This window comes from Acididesulfobacillus acetoxydans (assembly GCF_902729405.1).
Classification (GTDB): domain Bacteria; phylum Bacillota; class Desulfitobacteriia; order Desulfitobacteriales; family Desulfitobacteriaceae; genus Acididesulfobacillus; species Acididesulfobacillus acetoxydans.
In genome coordinates this window covers 1723706-1737385 of record NZ_LR746496.1, presented here as the reverse complement: position 1 = coordinate 1737385, position 13680 = coordinate 1723706, and the positions used below count along the sequence as shown (strand labels likewise).

Annotated in this window: 12 protein-coding genes and 1 pseudogene; 5 read left to right on the top strand and 8 right to left on the bottom strand. The window is 49.7% G+C overall.

The window, feature by feature from the left end; all coding sequences use genetic code 11:
- Positions 1 to 18 precede the first annotated feature (18 nt).
- Complete coding sequence (locus tag MNU25_RS07670) at positions 19 to 1434, top strand: cytosine permease (protein ID WP_240984523.1); 1416 nt, start codon at positions 19 to 21, stop codon at positions 1432 to 1434.
- A gap of 482 nt (positions 1435 to 1916) precedes the next feature.
- Here the strand turns inward: MNU25_RS07670 and MNU25_RS07665 are convergent, their stop codons facing one another.
- The 3 genes and pseudogenes from MNU25_RS07665 to MNU25_RS07655 form a co-directional block, all read right to left on the bottom strand.
- Complete coding sequence (locus MNU25_RS07665; RefSeq protein WP_240984522.1) at positions 1917 to 2150, bottom strand: dihydropteroate synthase; 234 nt, start codon at positions 2148 to 2150, stop codon at positions 1917 to 1919.
- A gap of 105 nt (positions 2151 to 2255) precedes the next feature.
- Positions 2256 to 2960, bottom strand: a complete 705-nt coding sequence (locus MNU25_RS07660) for a cobalamin B12-binding domain-containing protein (RefSeq protein WP_240984521.1) — start codon at positions 2958 to 2960, stop codon at positions 2256 to 2258.
- A 377-nt stretch (positions 2961 to 3337) separates the two neighbouring features.
- Positions 3338 to 3610 (bottom strand): annotated as a pseudogene (locus MNU25_RS07655) (cobalamin B12-binding domain-containing protein); the annotation flags it as partial.
- Positions 3611 to 3692: 82 nt separating this feature from the next.
- On the opposite strand from MNU25_RS07655, the gene MNU25_RS07650 reads away from it, so the two are divergent.
- Positions 3693 to 3869: an amidohydrolase family protein gene (locus MNU25_RS07650; RefSeq protein ID WP_240984520.1), complete on the top strand. Its 177-nt coding sequence runs from the start codon at positions 3693 to 3695 to the stop codon at positions 3867 to 3869.
- Positions 3866 to 5230, top strand: a complete 1365-nt coding sequence (locus MNU25_RS07645; RefSeq protein WP_240984519.1) for an adenine deaminase C-terminal domain-containing protein — start codon at positions 3866 to 3868, stop codon at positions 5228 to 5230. Before MNU25_RS07650 ends, MNU25_RS07645 begins: the two co-directional genes overlap by 4 nt.
- Before the next feature lie 626 nt (positions 5231 to 5856).
- Here MNU25_RS07645 and MNU25_RS07640 read toward each other — a convergent pair.
- The 4 genes from MNU25_RS07640 to MNU25_RS07625 form a co-directional block, all read right to left on the bottom strand.
- Entirely contained in the window at positions 5857 to 7437 is a 1581-nt protein-coding gene (locus MNU25_RS07640) for an N-acyl-D-amino-acid deacylase family protein (RefSeq protein WP_240986767.1), read from the bottom strand.
- 187 nt (positions 7438 to 7624) lie between these two features.
- On the bottom strand, positions 7625 to 8971 hold the full coding sequence (locus MNU25_RS07635) for an MFS transporter (protein WP_240984518.1): 1347 nt from the start codon (positions 8969 to 8971) through the stop codon (positions 7625 to 7627).
- Positions 8972 to 9102: 131 nt separating this feature from the next.
- The gene (locus MNU25_RS07630) at positions 9103 to 10302 is read right to left on the bottom strand and encodes a YgeY family selenium metabolism-linked hydrolase (protein WP_240986766.1); all 1200 of its coding nucleotides are present in this window, start codon (positions 10300 to 10302) and stop codon (positions 9103 to 9105) included.
- A 294-nt stretch (positions 10303 to 10596) separates the two neighbouring features.
- Entirely contained in the window at positions 10597 to 11214 is a 618-nt protein-coding gene (locus tag MNU25_RS07625) for an aminopeptidase P family protein (RefSeq protein WP_240984517.1), read from the bottom strand.
- Between the two features lie 71 nt (positions 11215 to 11285).
- On the opposite strand from MNU25_RS07625, the gene MNU25_RS20485 reads away from it, so the two are divergent.
- Entirely contained in the window at positions 11286 to 11675 is a 390-nt protein-coding gene (locus MNU25_RS20485) for a tyrosine-type recombinase/integrase (RefSeq protein WP_372503673.1), read from the top strand.
- A 7-nt stretch (positions 11676 to 11682) separates the two neighbouring features.
- On the opposite strand, the gene MNU25_RS07620 is transcribed toward MNU25_RS20485, so the two are convergent.
- The gene (locus MNU25_RS07620; RefSeq protein ID WP_240984516.1) at positions 11683 to 12936 is read right to left on the bottom strand and encodes a benzoate/H(+) symporter BenE family transporter; all 1254 of its coding nucleotides are present in this window, start codon (positions 12934 to 12936) and stop codon (positions 11683 to 11685) included.
- Positions 12937 to 13397: 461 nt separating this feature from the next.
- Between MNU25_RS07620 and MNU25_RS07615 the strand changes: the two genes are divergently transcribed.
- Positions 13398 to 13664 (top strand): hypothetical protein, encoded by a 267-nt coding sequence (locus MNU25_RS07615; RefSeq protein WP_240984515.1) that lies wholly within the window; start codon positions 13398 to 13400, stop codon positions 13662 to 13664.
- Positions 13665 to 13680: the final 16 nt, after the last annotated feature.

Here is a 13680-nt window from a genome sequence, read left to right as displayed (position 1 = left end):
CGAAAGGGGGCATAATGGATGACGGAAGAACGAATCGAATATGGAACCCTGGAGCCGGTACCTGACGACCATCGCGACATCGGCTTTTTGGATATGCTCGCTACTTGGATTGGCGCGAACGGAAATAACGGAACCTGGTTCATCGGCGGCGTTGTTGCCGGAGCGGCTTTTGGCGGAGCCGTCTTAGTAACCTTGGTAGCCAATCCGATAGCTTATTTAATCATGGCCCTTATCGGTTACATCGGCTTCAAAGCCGGTGTTGGAACGATGGCCTTAACCCGGCCATCCTTTGGCATCCGCGGCAGTTATCTCCCATCCGTGCTCAATGCCACCCAATTTATCGGCTGGACTGCCGTCAATACCTTTATTGCCTCTATCTCTATCTCATTTATCGCGGCCGAGGCTTTCGGCTGGCCCGCCTACGGGCAACCCGGCGCAAGCAAGGTGTTGGTCCTGGGAATCTTAATCATGAGTGTGTTGCACCTCATCTCCGTCGCAGTCGGACATCACTCCGTAAAAATCGTAGAACGCATAGGAGTCGTCCTTCTCCTTATCCTAGGCATGTGGGAGTCGGTAGTCGTGATTCAGCATATCCCTTTGCACGAGATCCTGACCTGGCAACCTCCTGCCGGCAAAGCTATGCCGTTAGGATCGGCTATGGATGCCATGGCCGCCTTTAGTCTTGGTTGGGTACCAGCAATTGCCGAATTCACTCGTTATACTAAGAATAAATCCTCTGCTATGATTGCTCCGATGATTGGCGCCAACATTTCTCTCTTTTGGTTTGCAGGTGTTGGCATCTTAGGCGCAATCGGAACTGCCATTATCACCGGAACGTTTGATCCGAACAACTCTGACCCCAGTACCATCGCCACAAAGCTGGGCTTGGGTGTGCTTGCCCTCGTCGTGATTGTCTTGACCAGCACTACGGCCAACGCCGTCAATTTAATGGCTGCCGGAATGTCCCTTTCCAATATCTTCCCGAAATTGAAAGCTAAGCATGCCGTGTGGTCAGTCACTGTCATTTCCGCCTTCGTAACTCTGGTTCCGGTTTTTTTGGCCAGCTTTCTCAATACTTTCATTGCCTTTCTTGATTATATCGGCATGGTATTCGCCCCAGTTTTTGCTATTATGATCATCGATTTCTTCACCTTGAAAAAACGGAAATATCATGTCCGTGACCTTGATCGCCGAGAAAGCCGCTATTGGTTCAGCAATGGCGTCAACTGGACCGCCTTAGGTGTCTGGGTATTGGGTGTTGTCGTCTACTTCATCCTCAAACAAATCCCGTGGTTCATCGCAGGTATCGGCGCCACCTACCCCACTATGCTTATTGCAGCGCTTGTCTACTGGATAGCCAGCCGAAACCGTTTTCTGTCAGCAACGAATCCCTCTTCTGATCATGTATCCAGTGATCGTGTACCAAGCCCTTAAATCGCGTGTAAACCTCCGCTTTGAACCTGGATGATGAAAGCCGGTGCCCGGGGCATAGGCATCGGCTCCGATCTCATCGGCGAATTTCTGCGTGATAGGTCCGCGTTCTCTCGACGAAACTGCACCGAAAAAAAATCAAATGGTCGTTTGTTTTTGCCGTAGAGGATATAGCAAAAAGTTCCTCGCGTATTGGCATTAGGCTTCAGTGTGGGACATACCTTGGCCGGCGCTCTTGAGTCCTAAAAGGTAATCGCCCTGGCGAATTTCCTTTGAAATCCTTGATGCAGAGAGAGTTCCCGATGCCCTACTGCGCTTGCCAGCTTGTCCGCCCCGCTTCAACCTGTAAAAGTAGTCTCCAAGCTTCTTTCCGGCCTTTTTATCCATTTCTGCCACCCAAGCTCTCTAGACGGACACCTCCAAGTACTGAAACAGCCGTTTCCTCAGAGGTCTCTCTTGGCAAGCCCAGGTATTACGGACTTGGTTCATACTTCATCGACACTCCCTGCTCCGACGTTGACGTCCAAAATGTCCGCTCCGGCGGCCACCTGCTCTCTGGCCTCCTGACGAGCCCACTCAAAATCCCCGTTTGCCAAGGCCGCCGTCGCTTTTTTCTTGCTCGTCGGATTAATCCGTTCTCCGATGAGGAAGGTGCGCTTGTAATAATTACCTCTTGGCTCACACCTGTAAGTCTGGTCTCCATGTCTAAGTCCCTCCATGACTAAAAAACTACGCTATCATCGCACGCCGACACTATACTATCCCAGGTGAGGAAAAGGCTAATCGCTTAAGCGGCCAGCCGTCCTATATCTACCCATTTTCTCTTAGGCATAAATTTCTTTGCAGGCACTGACTCCGGCCGCTGCATCTTTGGCATAATAATCAGCTCCGACGAATTTGCGAACATCCTCGTCACGAGGAGCCCCACCGATGATTACTTTAACGCTGTTATGCATTCCGGCTTTTTCCAGTTCTTCGATAACATTCTTCATCTGTGGAAAGGTGAAATTGAGTAAAGTGCTCAGCCCGAGAACTTTGGCTCCCGTGTCCCTGAGAGCTTGAATAAAAGTCGCTGCCGGAACATCTACCCCTAAGTCTACGACGTTAAATCCGGTTCCTTTTAGTAACGTCGTCACGATATTTTTGCCAATATCGTGAATATCATCCTTTACTGTCCCTATAATAACAGTCCCTTTGGAAGACACAGTTGCCTTGCCGGCCTCAGCCAGTAGCGGTTCGAGGACCCCCGTGACGTCTTTCATAATCTTCCCGGACATGATCAGTTCGCTCAGGTAGTACTCATTCTCTTCAAAGAGCTTCCCGATTCTGGACATCGCCGCATTACACTGCTGAATGATCAGCCATTTGCCCGGATCATAAATTGTCTCCTGGTTAGTGTTGCCGGAATAGATTTCTGAGAAATAATTACTTCCCGAGGCCACGGGAATCCGATCCGTCGGTTCCAGCACGATTGTCGCCTGATAACGGCCTAAGCGCTCTGCATAAAGTTCCTCTGTAGTTTTTGACATACTTCATCATCCCCCTAAGTTAAAATTAAGCTAGACAGAACCAAAGGCCTGATCATCGACGCCATACTCTGACATGAACCAACACCTCCTGTTTCCCCTTTCATTTTGCCCTTTAACCTTTGCGATCTAGTCATTGAAATTTTGCGTTCTGTCCCCTTTTCCGTCTATTGTTCCTCCCTTGCTGAATCCTCGCTTCATCCGGGGTTCAGTCATGTCACAAAAATCTTTTAGGTTCAGCAAAACAGAGACAGGCTATGTGTCTAGTTGTATAGACATGTATTGTGAATAGAAAGAATAGCATGTCGCAAGTCACAGCACGAACGGAGCGGAGCCGAGCCGATCGCACCTACATCAATCTTGCGAAAATGTGATCCGGCTCACTCTCCGACATCTCCACCTGGCTGAGCGAGTTCCTGAAAAAGCTTGACCGCGCGCATGACATCGGTAAAGAAGTAATCGACGCCCGTAAACTCTTGAATCATTTTGTTCGCCGGATACCCCCCAAGAATGACCGTGACTTCATCTCTAAGGCCCGCCTCTTCCAAAAGGACAACGACCCGTTTCACAGACTGAATAGAAAAGGTCAAAAGCACAGAAATTCCTAAGATCTTAGCCCCCGTCTCCTTAAGCGCCCGTACAAAAGCCTCTGGTTGAACATCGACACTAAAGGATGGGCGTTTTTTCTATATCGGAGGGGCGGGAGAAGAGCATTTTGCCGCCGGAGAAACCTTGGTGGCCGACGGTTTCTATCTTCTACCGGGGCTAATTGACATTCACCTGCATATTGAGAGTTCGATGATGTTACCGCAGGCTTTCTCCGAAGGTCTCTTGCGCAACGCCGTGACTAGCGTTGTAGCGGATGCCCATGAAATGGCCAATGTTTTCGGCTTGGAGGGGGATCGGCTATGATAGAAGTCAGCAAAAAGTTTGAAGCCGATATCTTTTTTGCCATTCCCAGCTCGGTTCCGTCGACGGATTTTGAAACGTCCGGTGGGGAACTTGATTGGCCGGAGATGAAAAAACTGCTCGAAGATCCACACGTGATTTGCCTCGGCGAAGTGATGAATTATCCGGACATTATCCATAACCCGGAAGGAAAGACAAATCGGATTCTTCGCCACCTGCGCCAGCGCGATCCGCGCTTTATTATTGAAGGGCATTGCCCCAAACTTGAGGATCTCGATCTTAACCGTTTCATCTATGCCGGAATCGATTCTGATCATACCCAACAGACGGCGTCTGGCATGTCCGAACGGATGAAACGGGGCATGTTTGTGGAAATTCAAGAGAAATCAATCAACCGAGAGAACATTGATTTTCTGACCAACAAAGACGGGCTTTTCTGTTTCGTCACTGACGACCGGATGGCCGATAGTTTTTGGCGGCGAGGGCATCTGAATGCTTTGCTGAGCAAAGCGGTTGAGCTGGGTATGCCTCCGAAAACGGCTCTTTTTGCGGCGACAGCTTCACCGGCCGCGCGCATGAAACTTTCCGACCGCGGCAGTATTGCACCGGGAAAAGTGGCGGATTTTTTCCTAACCAAAGATCTATCCTCCTTTCAGCCGGTGAAGGTTTATAAAAATGGCCGGGAAGCCCACCTTGCCGGGCAGGAAGATGCTCCGGCACAGAGTTTTCCGTCTTACTTTTACCATAGTGTGCATCTTCCTGCGATCTCTTTAGATGATTTTCGAATTGCGGCACCGCAGAAAAGCGGCGTGGTGCCTTGCCGCATCATCAAGATTACGGAAGGCACCACATTTACCGGAATGCTAATCGCTTCCCTGCCGGTGCGGGAGTGTGAACTTCTATGGGAGGAAAGCCCTTACGCTTTCATCGGCGTGTTTGAACGCTACGGAAAGAACGGCAACAAGGCGCAGGGGCTGCTCACCGGACCGGCTTTAACCCGGGGGGCCTTGGCGACGACCTATGCGCATGACCATCACAACCTCCTGGTTCTCGGCCGGAGCAAAGAGGATTTGCTTCTTGCTGCCCGGACCGTCATGGAAAGGCAAGGTGGAATCTGTGCCGTCGTCGCCGGAAAGATCCTCTCCTACCTGAGCTTGCCAGTGGGGGGAATTTTAAGCGATAAAGGGTTCGACGCTGTAGGCCAAGAAGTGGAAGAGTTGCTTCAGGCAATGTTTTCGCTTGGCTACCGCACTGGGATCATGTCTTTCTGTACGCCAGCTTTACCTGTGAGCCCGGAGCTGAAAATCACCGACCGGGGCTTAATCGACGTCAACGGGGGCAGAATTGTCAGCCTCTTCGTCTGAGCACTCCTTCTTCTCGTCCGCGAAGGAAATCGATCACAAGAGTGTGTCCAAGGGAAAACCGTTCTGCGCAACCATTTCCCTCCTCCAAGCTTCCGTTTCTTCCCTCAGCTGACGCACCCAAGCGTAAGCGTCTTCATGATGTAGCCAAGAAGTTTCCCCTATCGCTCGCTGGATCTCCCGTTCATTCTCGTCAGGCGGGCGGTAATCCAAGTAAGGGACACTAGATCACGGGTCCTCGCAAACTGTTGGGTGCCCCGATGTAGTTGGATGCCTCCACCCACATCCTAACTTCTTTGAGCCGCTCCGTCGCCAAACGGCACCGTGGACAAAACTTCCTTGCTCCGGCCCAGGGTCACGGTGGAATGAAACCTCCATCGCTCGTCCCCTCTCCACTCCCTTTCCTGGAATACGGCATCCTAACAACGCTCTAACAGCCCCTAATATGCCCGTCTTGCCAAATTACCGAACACCCCCAGGTCATTATCCCTTATTCCATATACACCTGCTCGTACACCAGTGGCCTCTGCCTGACATGATGGCGCAGCCAACGGACAGGCGGCTCCTGGGACATGTCCCGATTGCAGCCGCCCGCGGTTATCCTCACTGATCACAGGTAACACTACTCCCTATCGCCTTCTTAACACTCTGCCCGCTCTGATCCCTGTATGACGGCCATTTTCGACAGCTACTTGACCATTAACAATCACGCAATTGATCCCGGTTGGGAATTGCGCCGGTTCCGCGTAATCGCCGTTGTCGGTCACCGTTTCCGGGTCAAAAACCACGATATCCGCATAGTTTCCCACCGCAATCGTTCCCCGGTGGTCCAAGCCCATCGTTGCCGCCGCCTTTCCGGTCATCTTCCGGATCCCTTCTTCCCAGGTCAAAACCTTCTGCTCTCTGACGTACTTTCCCAAGACGCGCGGAAAGGCGCCGTAGACCCTGGGATGGGGTTTACCGCCCAGCAGTCCGTCGGTGCAGACATTCTGTTCCGGTCTCTTCATTAGGCGCACAACGTTCTTCTCCAAGCCGTGGACATCGACCATCCCCACGGCGTTCTCTTCCTGTAGCAAAAGGTCAAAAGCCGCGTGATAAGGATCTTTACCCCGCATTTTGCCTACCTCAAGCAAGCTTTCGCCAATCAGATCCTGGTTTTTGCCCGTCTTGACGCTACTGATGAAAATCTGATCCATCCCGGCGAAATCGATAAAGTTGTCCCAACCGGGAAGACCGTGTTCAATGTCATAAACCATCTTTTCCCTGAGACCAGGATCGCGTAATCTCGCCATTAGTTTATCCGTCCCGCCATCATGGGCCCAGGGAGGAAGAATGACCCCAAGCATCGTGCTGCCAGTGGCATAAGGATACTGATCAAAGCTAATTCTGATGCCTTCGGACTCAGCATCATCGATGAGCTCCAACATCCGGTCCACCTTGTCCTGATTTTTCTGCCCGCAGACCTTAAAGTGCGAAAAATGCACTTTGACCCCCGACTCCTTACCGACCCGGATCACTTCCCTCATCGACTCCAGGATAGCATCAGCTTCGCTGCGCTGATGGATGGCGAAGATACCGTCGTATAAAGCAACTACCTTACAAAGTTCAATAAGCTCTTCCGTCCGGGCATAGGCACCAGGCACGTAGAGTAACCCGACGGAAAGGCCGTAAACCCCGGTCTCCATCTCTTCCCGAACAATCTCCCTCATCCTCTGCATTTCGTCGCGAGTGGGCAACCTGTTATTGAGACCCATGGCCTTCATGCGAACATTGCCGTGAGGTACGAGATAGCTCTCATTGGGCCCGGGTCTGCGGTTTTCGATTAACTGTAGGTAGCTCTCTGTAGTCTCATAGTGCCAATCAATCCGGTCACTATCCTCGCCCAGTGGGGCCAGATTTTTGCGCCAGGGTTTAATATACTCCCGAGGCAGTGGGGCCAGCGAAATCCCATCCTGACCTAAAACTTCAGTGGTAACTCCCTGTTTCACCTTAGGCTCTACCAACGGGTCGACTAACACGGCAAGATCAGAATGACTATGGGTATCAATAAATCCCGGGCAAACGATATGACCGGCAGCGTTAATCACCCGATCCCAACCCTCGCCGTTAAAATGCCCGATTCCGGCAATACAGGCATCTTCGACAACCACATCAGCCCAAATGCGGCTGGCTCCCGTCCCATCAATTATTGTCCCATCTTTTATGAGCATGTTCAAAATTTCCGTACATCTCCTTAATAAACCCATAGCTGGTGTTCAAACTCTTAAAAACTCAACCGTCAAGACGCGGATTAAAGCTGATCCAATTCCATCACGACGTAATTGTTCCGGACCGTCAGAAAACTGGAGTTCCAAAAAGCCCTTAATTGATTGAGCAAATAAACGCGATATTTTACTTTTACGATTCTAAGAGCGCTCCGCGGCGTTCTTTTAAAAAAATGGTTGCGATAATCGGTATAATCAGGAAAAAGGCGAATAATCCAAAGATGCCGCTAAAGCCAAATGCCGTTAAAACCGCACCGACTAAGAAAGGCCCAACAACTCCTCCGACATGACCCACGGCTGACGCAAAGCCTTGGCCCGAGGCTCTGACATTAGTGGGATATTGCTCCGGGGTGAAAGTATAAAGCACTGCAAACAATCCGTTAAGGAGAAACGAAATGAGCCCGCCAAACATCAATACACCCGCCGGGGTATTAACCCGCGAAAATAGATAAGAAGAAATCCCCGCAAGAAGAAAGAATACAACGATTATATATTTCCGGCCTAATTTTGTATCCTGTAAAAACGCGGCAACGATGCCCCCTACCAGAGCCGCAATGTTGATTAGAAGGGAATATTCTAATGACTTCACCACGCTAAAGCCATGCTTAACCAAAAGCTCGGGTAACCAGACAAGAAAGCCATAATAAACCAATTCGATGAAAAACCAGATGATCCATAGCATAGCCGTGCGATGGGCATACTTAGTCCAAAGAGCACCCAAGGAAGCTTTCTGACCCGAAGTAGCTACAGTACCTTGCGGACTTCCCTGATCTTTCTTCGCAACCGTACCCGTGCTCGAATCTGCCGCATGGGCGTACTTTTCAAAGTCACGAACGATTTGTTCCGCTTCCTCCTCCCGACCCTTTTTGAGAAGCCATAGGGGCGACTCAGGCAAATAGTTCCGAATGAGCATTACATATAGGGCCGGCAGCCCGGCTACAACCAAAGCGTATCTCCAGCCATTGACAGAGATTGGAATCAAGACTAAACCAATCAATGAAGCAATGATCATGCCAATCGTGTAGAAAGTATCTGATATACCCATGAATCTGCCGCGATACCGGGGCTGAAAAAGTTCCGCCAGGTACGGAGTGACAATTGCACTCTCTCCGCCGACCCCAATACCCGTAATAAACCGTAGCACCCCAAAGCTCAATGTATTCCAGGTGAAAGCAGCCAGTATGGTAAAGACCGTAAATACCAAGAGTGTATACTGCATAACAAATTTACGTCCGTATCGGTCACCGATCCATCCTGCCAAGGCTACCCCGATCACGTATCCGGCTAGCGCGGTACTTCCGATCGTTCCAGCTTCTTGATTGGTCATGTGAAACACCTTGGTTATAGCTACAAGAATGGCACCGACTATGGTCAGATCAAGACCTTCGAAGAAAAAGCCAAGAGAAGCCAGCCACCAAACTTTATAGTGCTTCTTGGTTAGGGGTAAAGTTGCCAACCGTTCGGCAACATTTTCAGTCATTAAAACCGTCCTCCTTTGTCTGTCAACTAAGTTGGGGCATGTATCATGCCTTAATTAAGCAACACTATCGCTTTGCTCGGACAATACCCCCCTTTTTAAACGATTTGAGCCCGACATCCTCGGCAATATCCTTAAGCATCACCCGCCGGTTCCAATACCGATTTAAGAATACCATAATAGGCTTCAACCGCTTTTAATACTTGCTCAATCTCAATGTACTCATCAACGGTATGGGCCAAGTCCTCCCGCGAAGGTCCGACGCCGATGGTTTTGATGCCGGCTTCACCCGCGTAGTAACTGCCATTGGTACAGAACGAGTAATGAGACAACCTGGGGCTCAATCCTGCTTCCTTCATTCCGCGGAGAGCCATCTGAACAAATTCATCCTGTGTTTCCATCAGCCATCCCGGAAAAAACCTTTCCCCTTCGATCGGCCTCCCTGTATAACAAGTTTCGTGACCGATTGCATAATTAGCGTGCGCGTCTAAGTCGGGATCCAAGGAACGCATTTCTTGAACCAGATCATGCACCGGCTGTAACACCGACTTCTTGTCCTCGCCCACCAGAAGTCTTCGGTCAAATGTCACCCGGCAGTAATCCGGAACTACTGACGAGCCCGGGTATGGGGATGATTTGATATCGGTCAATTCCATGATACCCGGTCCCAGTATTTCGTGCTGTGGAACGCGAAGCTTGCGAATTTGCTCGACTAACTTCGTCATCTTGTAGACGGCGTTGATTCCGGCCTCTGGATTTGCCGAGTGGGCGGGCTTACCATATGTTTCGATGACAATTTCCGCCCTGCCCCTCTGCCCAATGTTCAAGTTGAGCTCCGAAGCTTCGCCAATCACGACATAGTCAGGACGTAGCTTTTCGCCAATCTGGCGGGAGGCAATTCCCTCAAAACACTCCTCTTGCACTACGCCCGCAACGCAGATTTCGCCCTTGAAGTTTCGCTTCGTGTCGCTGGCAAAAAAGGCAGCCGCCGCGAGCATGGCCGCCAGTGCACCTTTCATATCGGAAGCGCCCCGCCCGAAAATTTTGCCGTCATGAATAACCCCACTAAACGGACCATACTTCCACTTTGTGGCATCCGGAACGGGGACTACGTCCAAATGGCCATCAAACAAGATACTCTTACCGCGACGGCGGCCTTTGATTATTCCGACAATGCTCCCGTACTCATCAATAAAAACATCGTCATAGCCTAGTTCAATGGCTATCAGCCTAACCTTATCCGCGATTGCAGACTCTGCCCCGGAATAGCTCTGGACCCGAATAAGTTCTTGGCAAAGATTAACGACGTCACGCCTTCGCCCTTCCGCTAACATGGACAACACCAATACCCCTTTCTTTTATCATGCCCTTAGTTTGGCTTTTAATTACGCAGAGTATTGATTTTCCTAACGACCGTTCTCCGTAGCATCAACTAACAAAATATGGACAAATGCTATTTGTCCCGGAAATAGAAGTCGATTCTATTGAACATCGTTGGGCTGCTCCGCATGGCCGGTGATCGACATAGCCCAGAACTCAATTAAGTCCTTTAAGAGCCACGACCGATAAATTTCCCCTCCACGAGAGGGGAATTTTTTTGCGAAAAATAGGTTGCTGTCTCTCATCGTTCAGAAACCTCTGAAGACCTGCATCCTAAAGGAACAACCGCCGGAGCCGGCTTTTAGCATTGCGTACTCGGCCTCGGCCAAGACGTCAACTTCACTTACTCCTGGCTTTACAGCCTGGATGGCCGCAGTCATTCCTTTTCCCACAATTTGGGGAGCCCTAGTGACCATCTCCACTTCATAAGCCGACTTGACGGAACGTAGCCGGTAAATCAGTTCGGTGGCATTCACAAAATTCTCCTCGGGAAAGACGTGGCGCAGACCATCATAGACTGCAAATTCCACAAAATATTTCTCAAACCCGATGCGAGGCTTGGTTAAATTATATTCTTTTATGACTTCAATCGTCTTAGTTACCAAATCCTGTGCCGGAAAGACGTAACCTTTGATATGGGGAATTCCTGTATTGGCCTTTAGATACTCCACATCCAGCCAAAGCGTAACTGCGGTGGCCTGCCCTTCTTTAGGAATAATCAAAGCCATGCATTCCAATTGGGTGCTGCCGGTAAAGTAAATAAGATTTTCCCTGCCAACGATAAGCAGCATATCGAGTTCAGCGGCCAGGATCTCAGCCTGGGCCCGTCTAATCCGGCCCGATGTCTCTATTTTAAGATCGAACACGCTCTCTTCCCCTTGCCATGGTTTTGCAAACTATCAGGGCAGGATGATATATATAGGAGCAGCGGGCGACAATGCCGCTCGCTCAACCCTGCGCAATCCACAGGGTAATTTCGTCTCTGTTTCCCTCAGTTGATTGCCCAATCCTGTTCTTGACCCAGAGAGGGCCTTACAAAGGGATGCAAAGCACCAACATTTGGAGGGTGGCGGCTCGAATCATGGAGGAGGCGAGCATACGACGATCGAAGGGGGACAGAAAAGGTTTCCATATCTTCCGTCACCATCTTGCGACAACCCTTTTGAGCAACGGGGTACCCCAAGCAGTGATCAGTGACACACTCGGACATACTGCTCCTGGATCGGTGGAGGCCTACCTCTCGGCAGATTTCGTCCATCTCAAGGAATACGCCCTTAGTACAGCCTGTTTTCCAGTGTCCGAGGGGGTGTTCGCCGAACCATTTTAACCTTGTTTCAGGCTGCTTCACCGGTAGACACAGGCGGTTTGCTGAAATTGAAATCACCGCGTTCGGCTAGCAAAGAAGTAACCACACCCAGAATAATAGACCAGAGCGGTGCGCCGATATTCAGGACGGTAAGGTTTGTAATTGCCACAAAGAACGCCACCAAGGCCCCATACCGAAATTTCCCGTTAAATGCACCTTTAAAAGCGCTGGCAAAGACTTCGAACATAGCCAAGCCGGCCAAAACCGCCGTAAATTGTGGCGGCACCATTTTTACGGATTCCACAACAACCTTGGCCAGCAAGCCGAAAACAAACCAGAATACCCCTTCAAAGAAGGCTGCGATGAAACGGTATTCTTTCTTCTCACCGGCCGCCGAACTGGAGCAAATAGCGGTACTCGGCCCCGCATGAACCGCCGAATGTCCGCCAAAAACCGAGTTAATAACTGACACAATGCTTGGGACTAGGTACATGGCATTGATCGGCGGCTCATAGTTTTCAGCCATTAACACACCAACTGCTTGTATATTTTGCACACCGATCACCAAGAAAAAGAGTGGGACGCTGATATCCAAGATCGCCCGCAAGCTAAACGCTGGGGCCACGAAAACCGGTGACGCGATTTCCCAGGTGAAAGGGACGGGTTTAATATCCTTATAGAAAATCAGCATAATTACGCCAACCACGATAGCAACGATGATAGGTGGAACTTTCTGAGAAAAACTTCTAAAAGTCATAACCAAGAAAAAAGCTGCCAGCATTACACCGTAAATTTGCGGAGTCTGTAAAGTTGCGGTTAACATGTTCGTTCCAAAGCTCAACAAGACCCCACCCACCATGCCTAACATTATCGGAACTGGAATGTGTTCGACAACCTTTTTAATTACCCCAGTCAACGTCAGGATCATCGCTACCAAAGCTACAACGATATAAGCACCTATAACTTGATTGAAAGCAAAATGAGGAATCATCTTGCCGAGCATCACTGCACCTGGGATACTAAAAGCCACGACCGAAGGTATACGATAGCGCAAAGCCATGAACATTGTGGACAAGCCGCCGAATACATAAATTGCTAACAACCAGGATACAGCCTGGGCATCACTCAAACCGCCTTGTTTTGCAGCATTCATAACAATCATTCCCGGCCCCATGGTGCTGAAAAGCATTGCAACAAAGCCTGTGGCTATCGGAGCAGCGCTTATGTTTTTTCCCAATATTTTCAAACTCCCACCAAGATTATAACCTTTTTCGATTAACAAGAAATCGCCTCCTTAATCCTATAGTAGCCTCTCTCTATTCGCCGGGTCGGATGGCACAAGGCTTAGCATTGAACCATTTGATATGGATTCCCTCCTACTTTCCGGTAGGTAATTTCTTTATGGGGTAGTCTAATTAGTGCCAGCGCTATAGTATAGTTATGCATCAAAATATATTTATCGCATGATGTATTTGCTGAGTATAGCAGGCGGCAAACTGTGACCTTGGAAGCTCTAAAATGGATATAGAAACCTCTGCTGTAATCAATGTATAATTATACATTGATTACACGAACTGGCACTACCCAACAACCCCACTTTAATTTTTGTGAGCTTCCCACTGGAAGTTCACTCCGAAAATGATATTGCGAATCCTGTCTAAAGCACCTGACTTTTGAGAATCACGCCCATAACCGCGACGAAAGGAACTATTTTCCTTTACGACAAAACTAGGGGCGATTTGCTTGAAACCTGTTTTGATTCCGCATGCGGCCTATCAGGATTCCGTAATCGAACATCTTCGACGTCATTATTCCGATGGGACCTTCGTCATCGCGAACGCTGACTGGCGTTGGGTTGCCCAGTTCTGGATGACCGATTTGTATCACATCGCGACGCTGCTTCAGAACAGCTATGGTGCTAAAGGCCCGGAGCCTCGTGATCCGGCTTCCATGCTCCGATCGTATTTTCTCTTTCTCATGACGATGCCAGAAATCGGCGTTACTGAGTAGATTGATGAGACAATGC

What these genes read in the sequence shown, in the direction of transcription:
- MNU25_RS20485 (WP_372503673.1), top strand. Translation starts at nt 11,286, where the DNA reads ATGCCGCTCGCTCAACCCTGCGCAATCCACAGGGTAATTTCGTCTCTG.
- MNU25_RS07635 (WP_240984518.1), bottom strand. Translation starts at nt 8,971, where the DNA reads ATGACTGAAAATGTTGCCGAACGGTTGGCAACTTTACCCCTAACCAAG.
- MNU25_RS07670 (WP_240984523.1), top strand. Translation starts at nt 19, where the DNA reads ATGACGGAAGAACGAATCGAATATGGAACCCTGGAGCCGGTACCTGAC.
- MNU25_RS07645 (WP_240984519.1), top strand. Translation starts at nt 3,866, where the DNA reads ATGATAGAAGTCAGCAAAAAGTTTGAAGCCGATATCTTTTTTGCCATT.
- MNU25_RS07660 (WP_240984521.1), bottom strand. Translation starts at nt 2,960, where the DNA reads ATGTCAAAAACTACAGAGGAACTTTATGCAGAGCGCTTAGGCCGTTAT.
- MNU25_RS07630 (WP_240986766.1), bottom strand. Translation starts at nt 10,302, where the DNA reads ATGTTAGCGGAAGGGCGAAGGCGTGACGTCGTTAATCTTTGCCAAGAA.
- MNU25_RS07665 (WP_240984522.1), bottom strand. Translation starts at nt 2,150, where the DNA reads ATGGAGGGACTTAGACATGGAGACCAGACTTACAGGTGTGAGCCAAGA.
- MNU25_RS07640 (WP_240986767.1), bottom strand. Translation starts at nt 7,437, where the DNA reads ATGCTCATAAAAGATGGGACAATAATTGATGGGACGGGAGCCAGCCGC.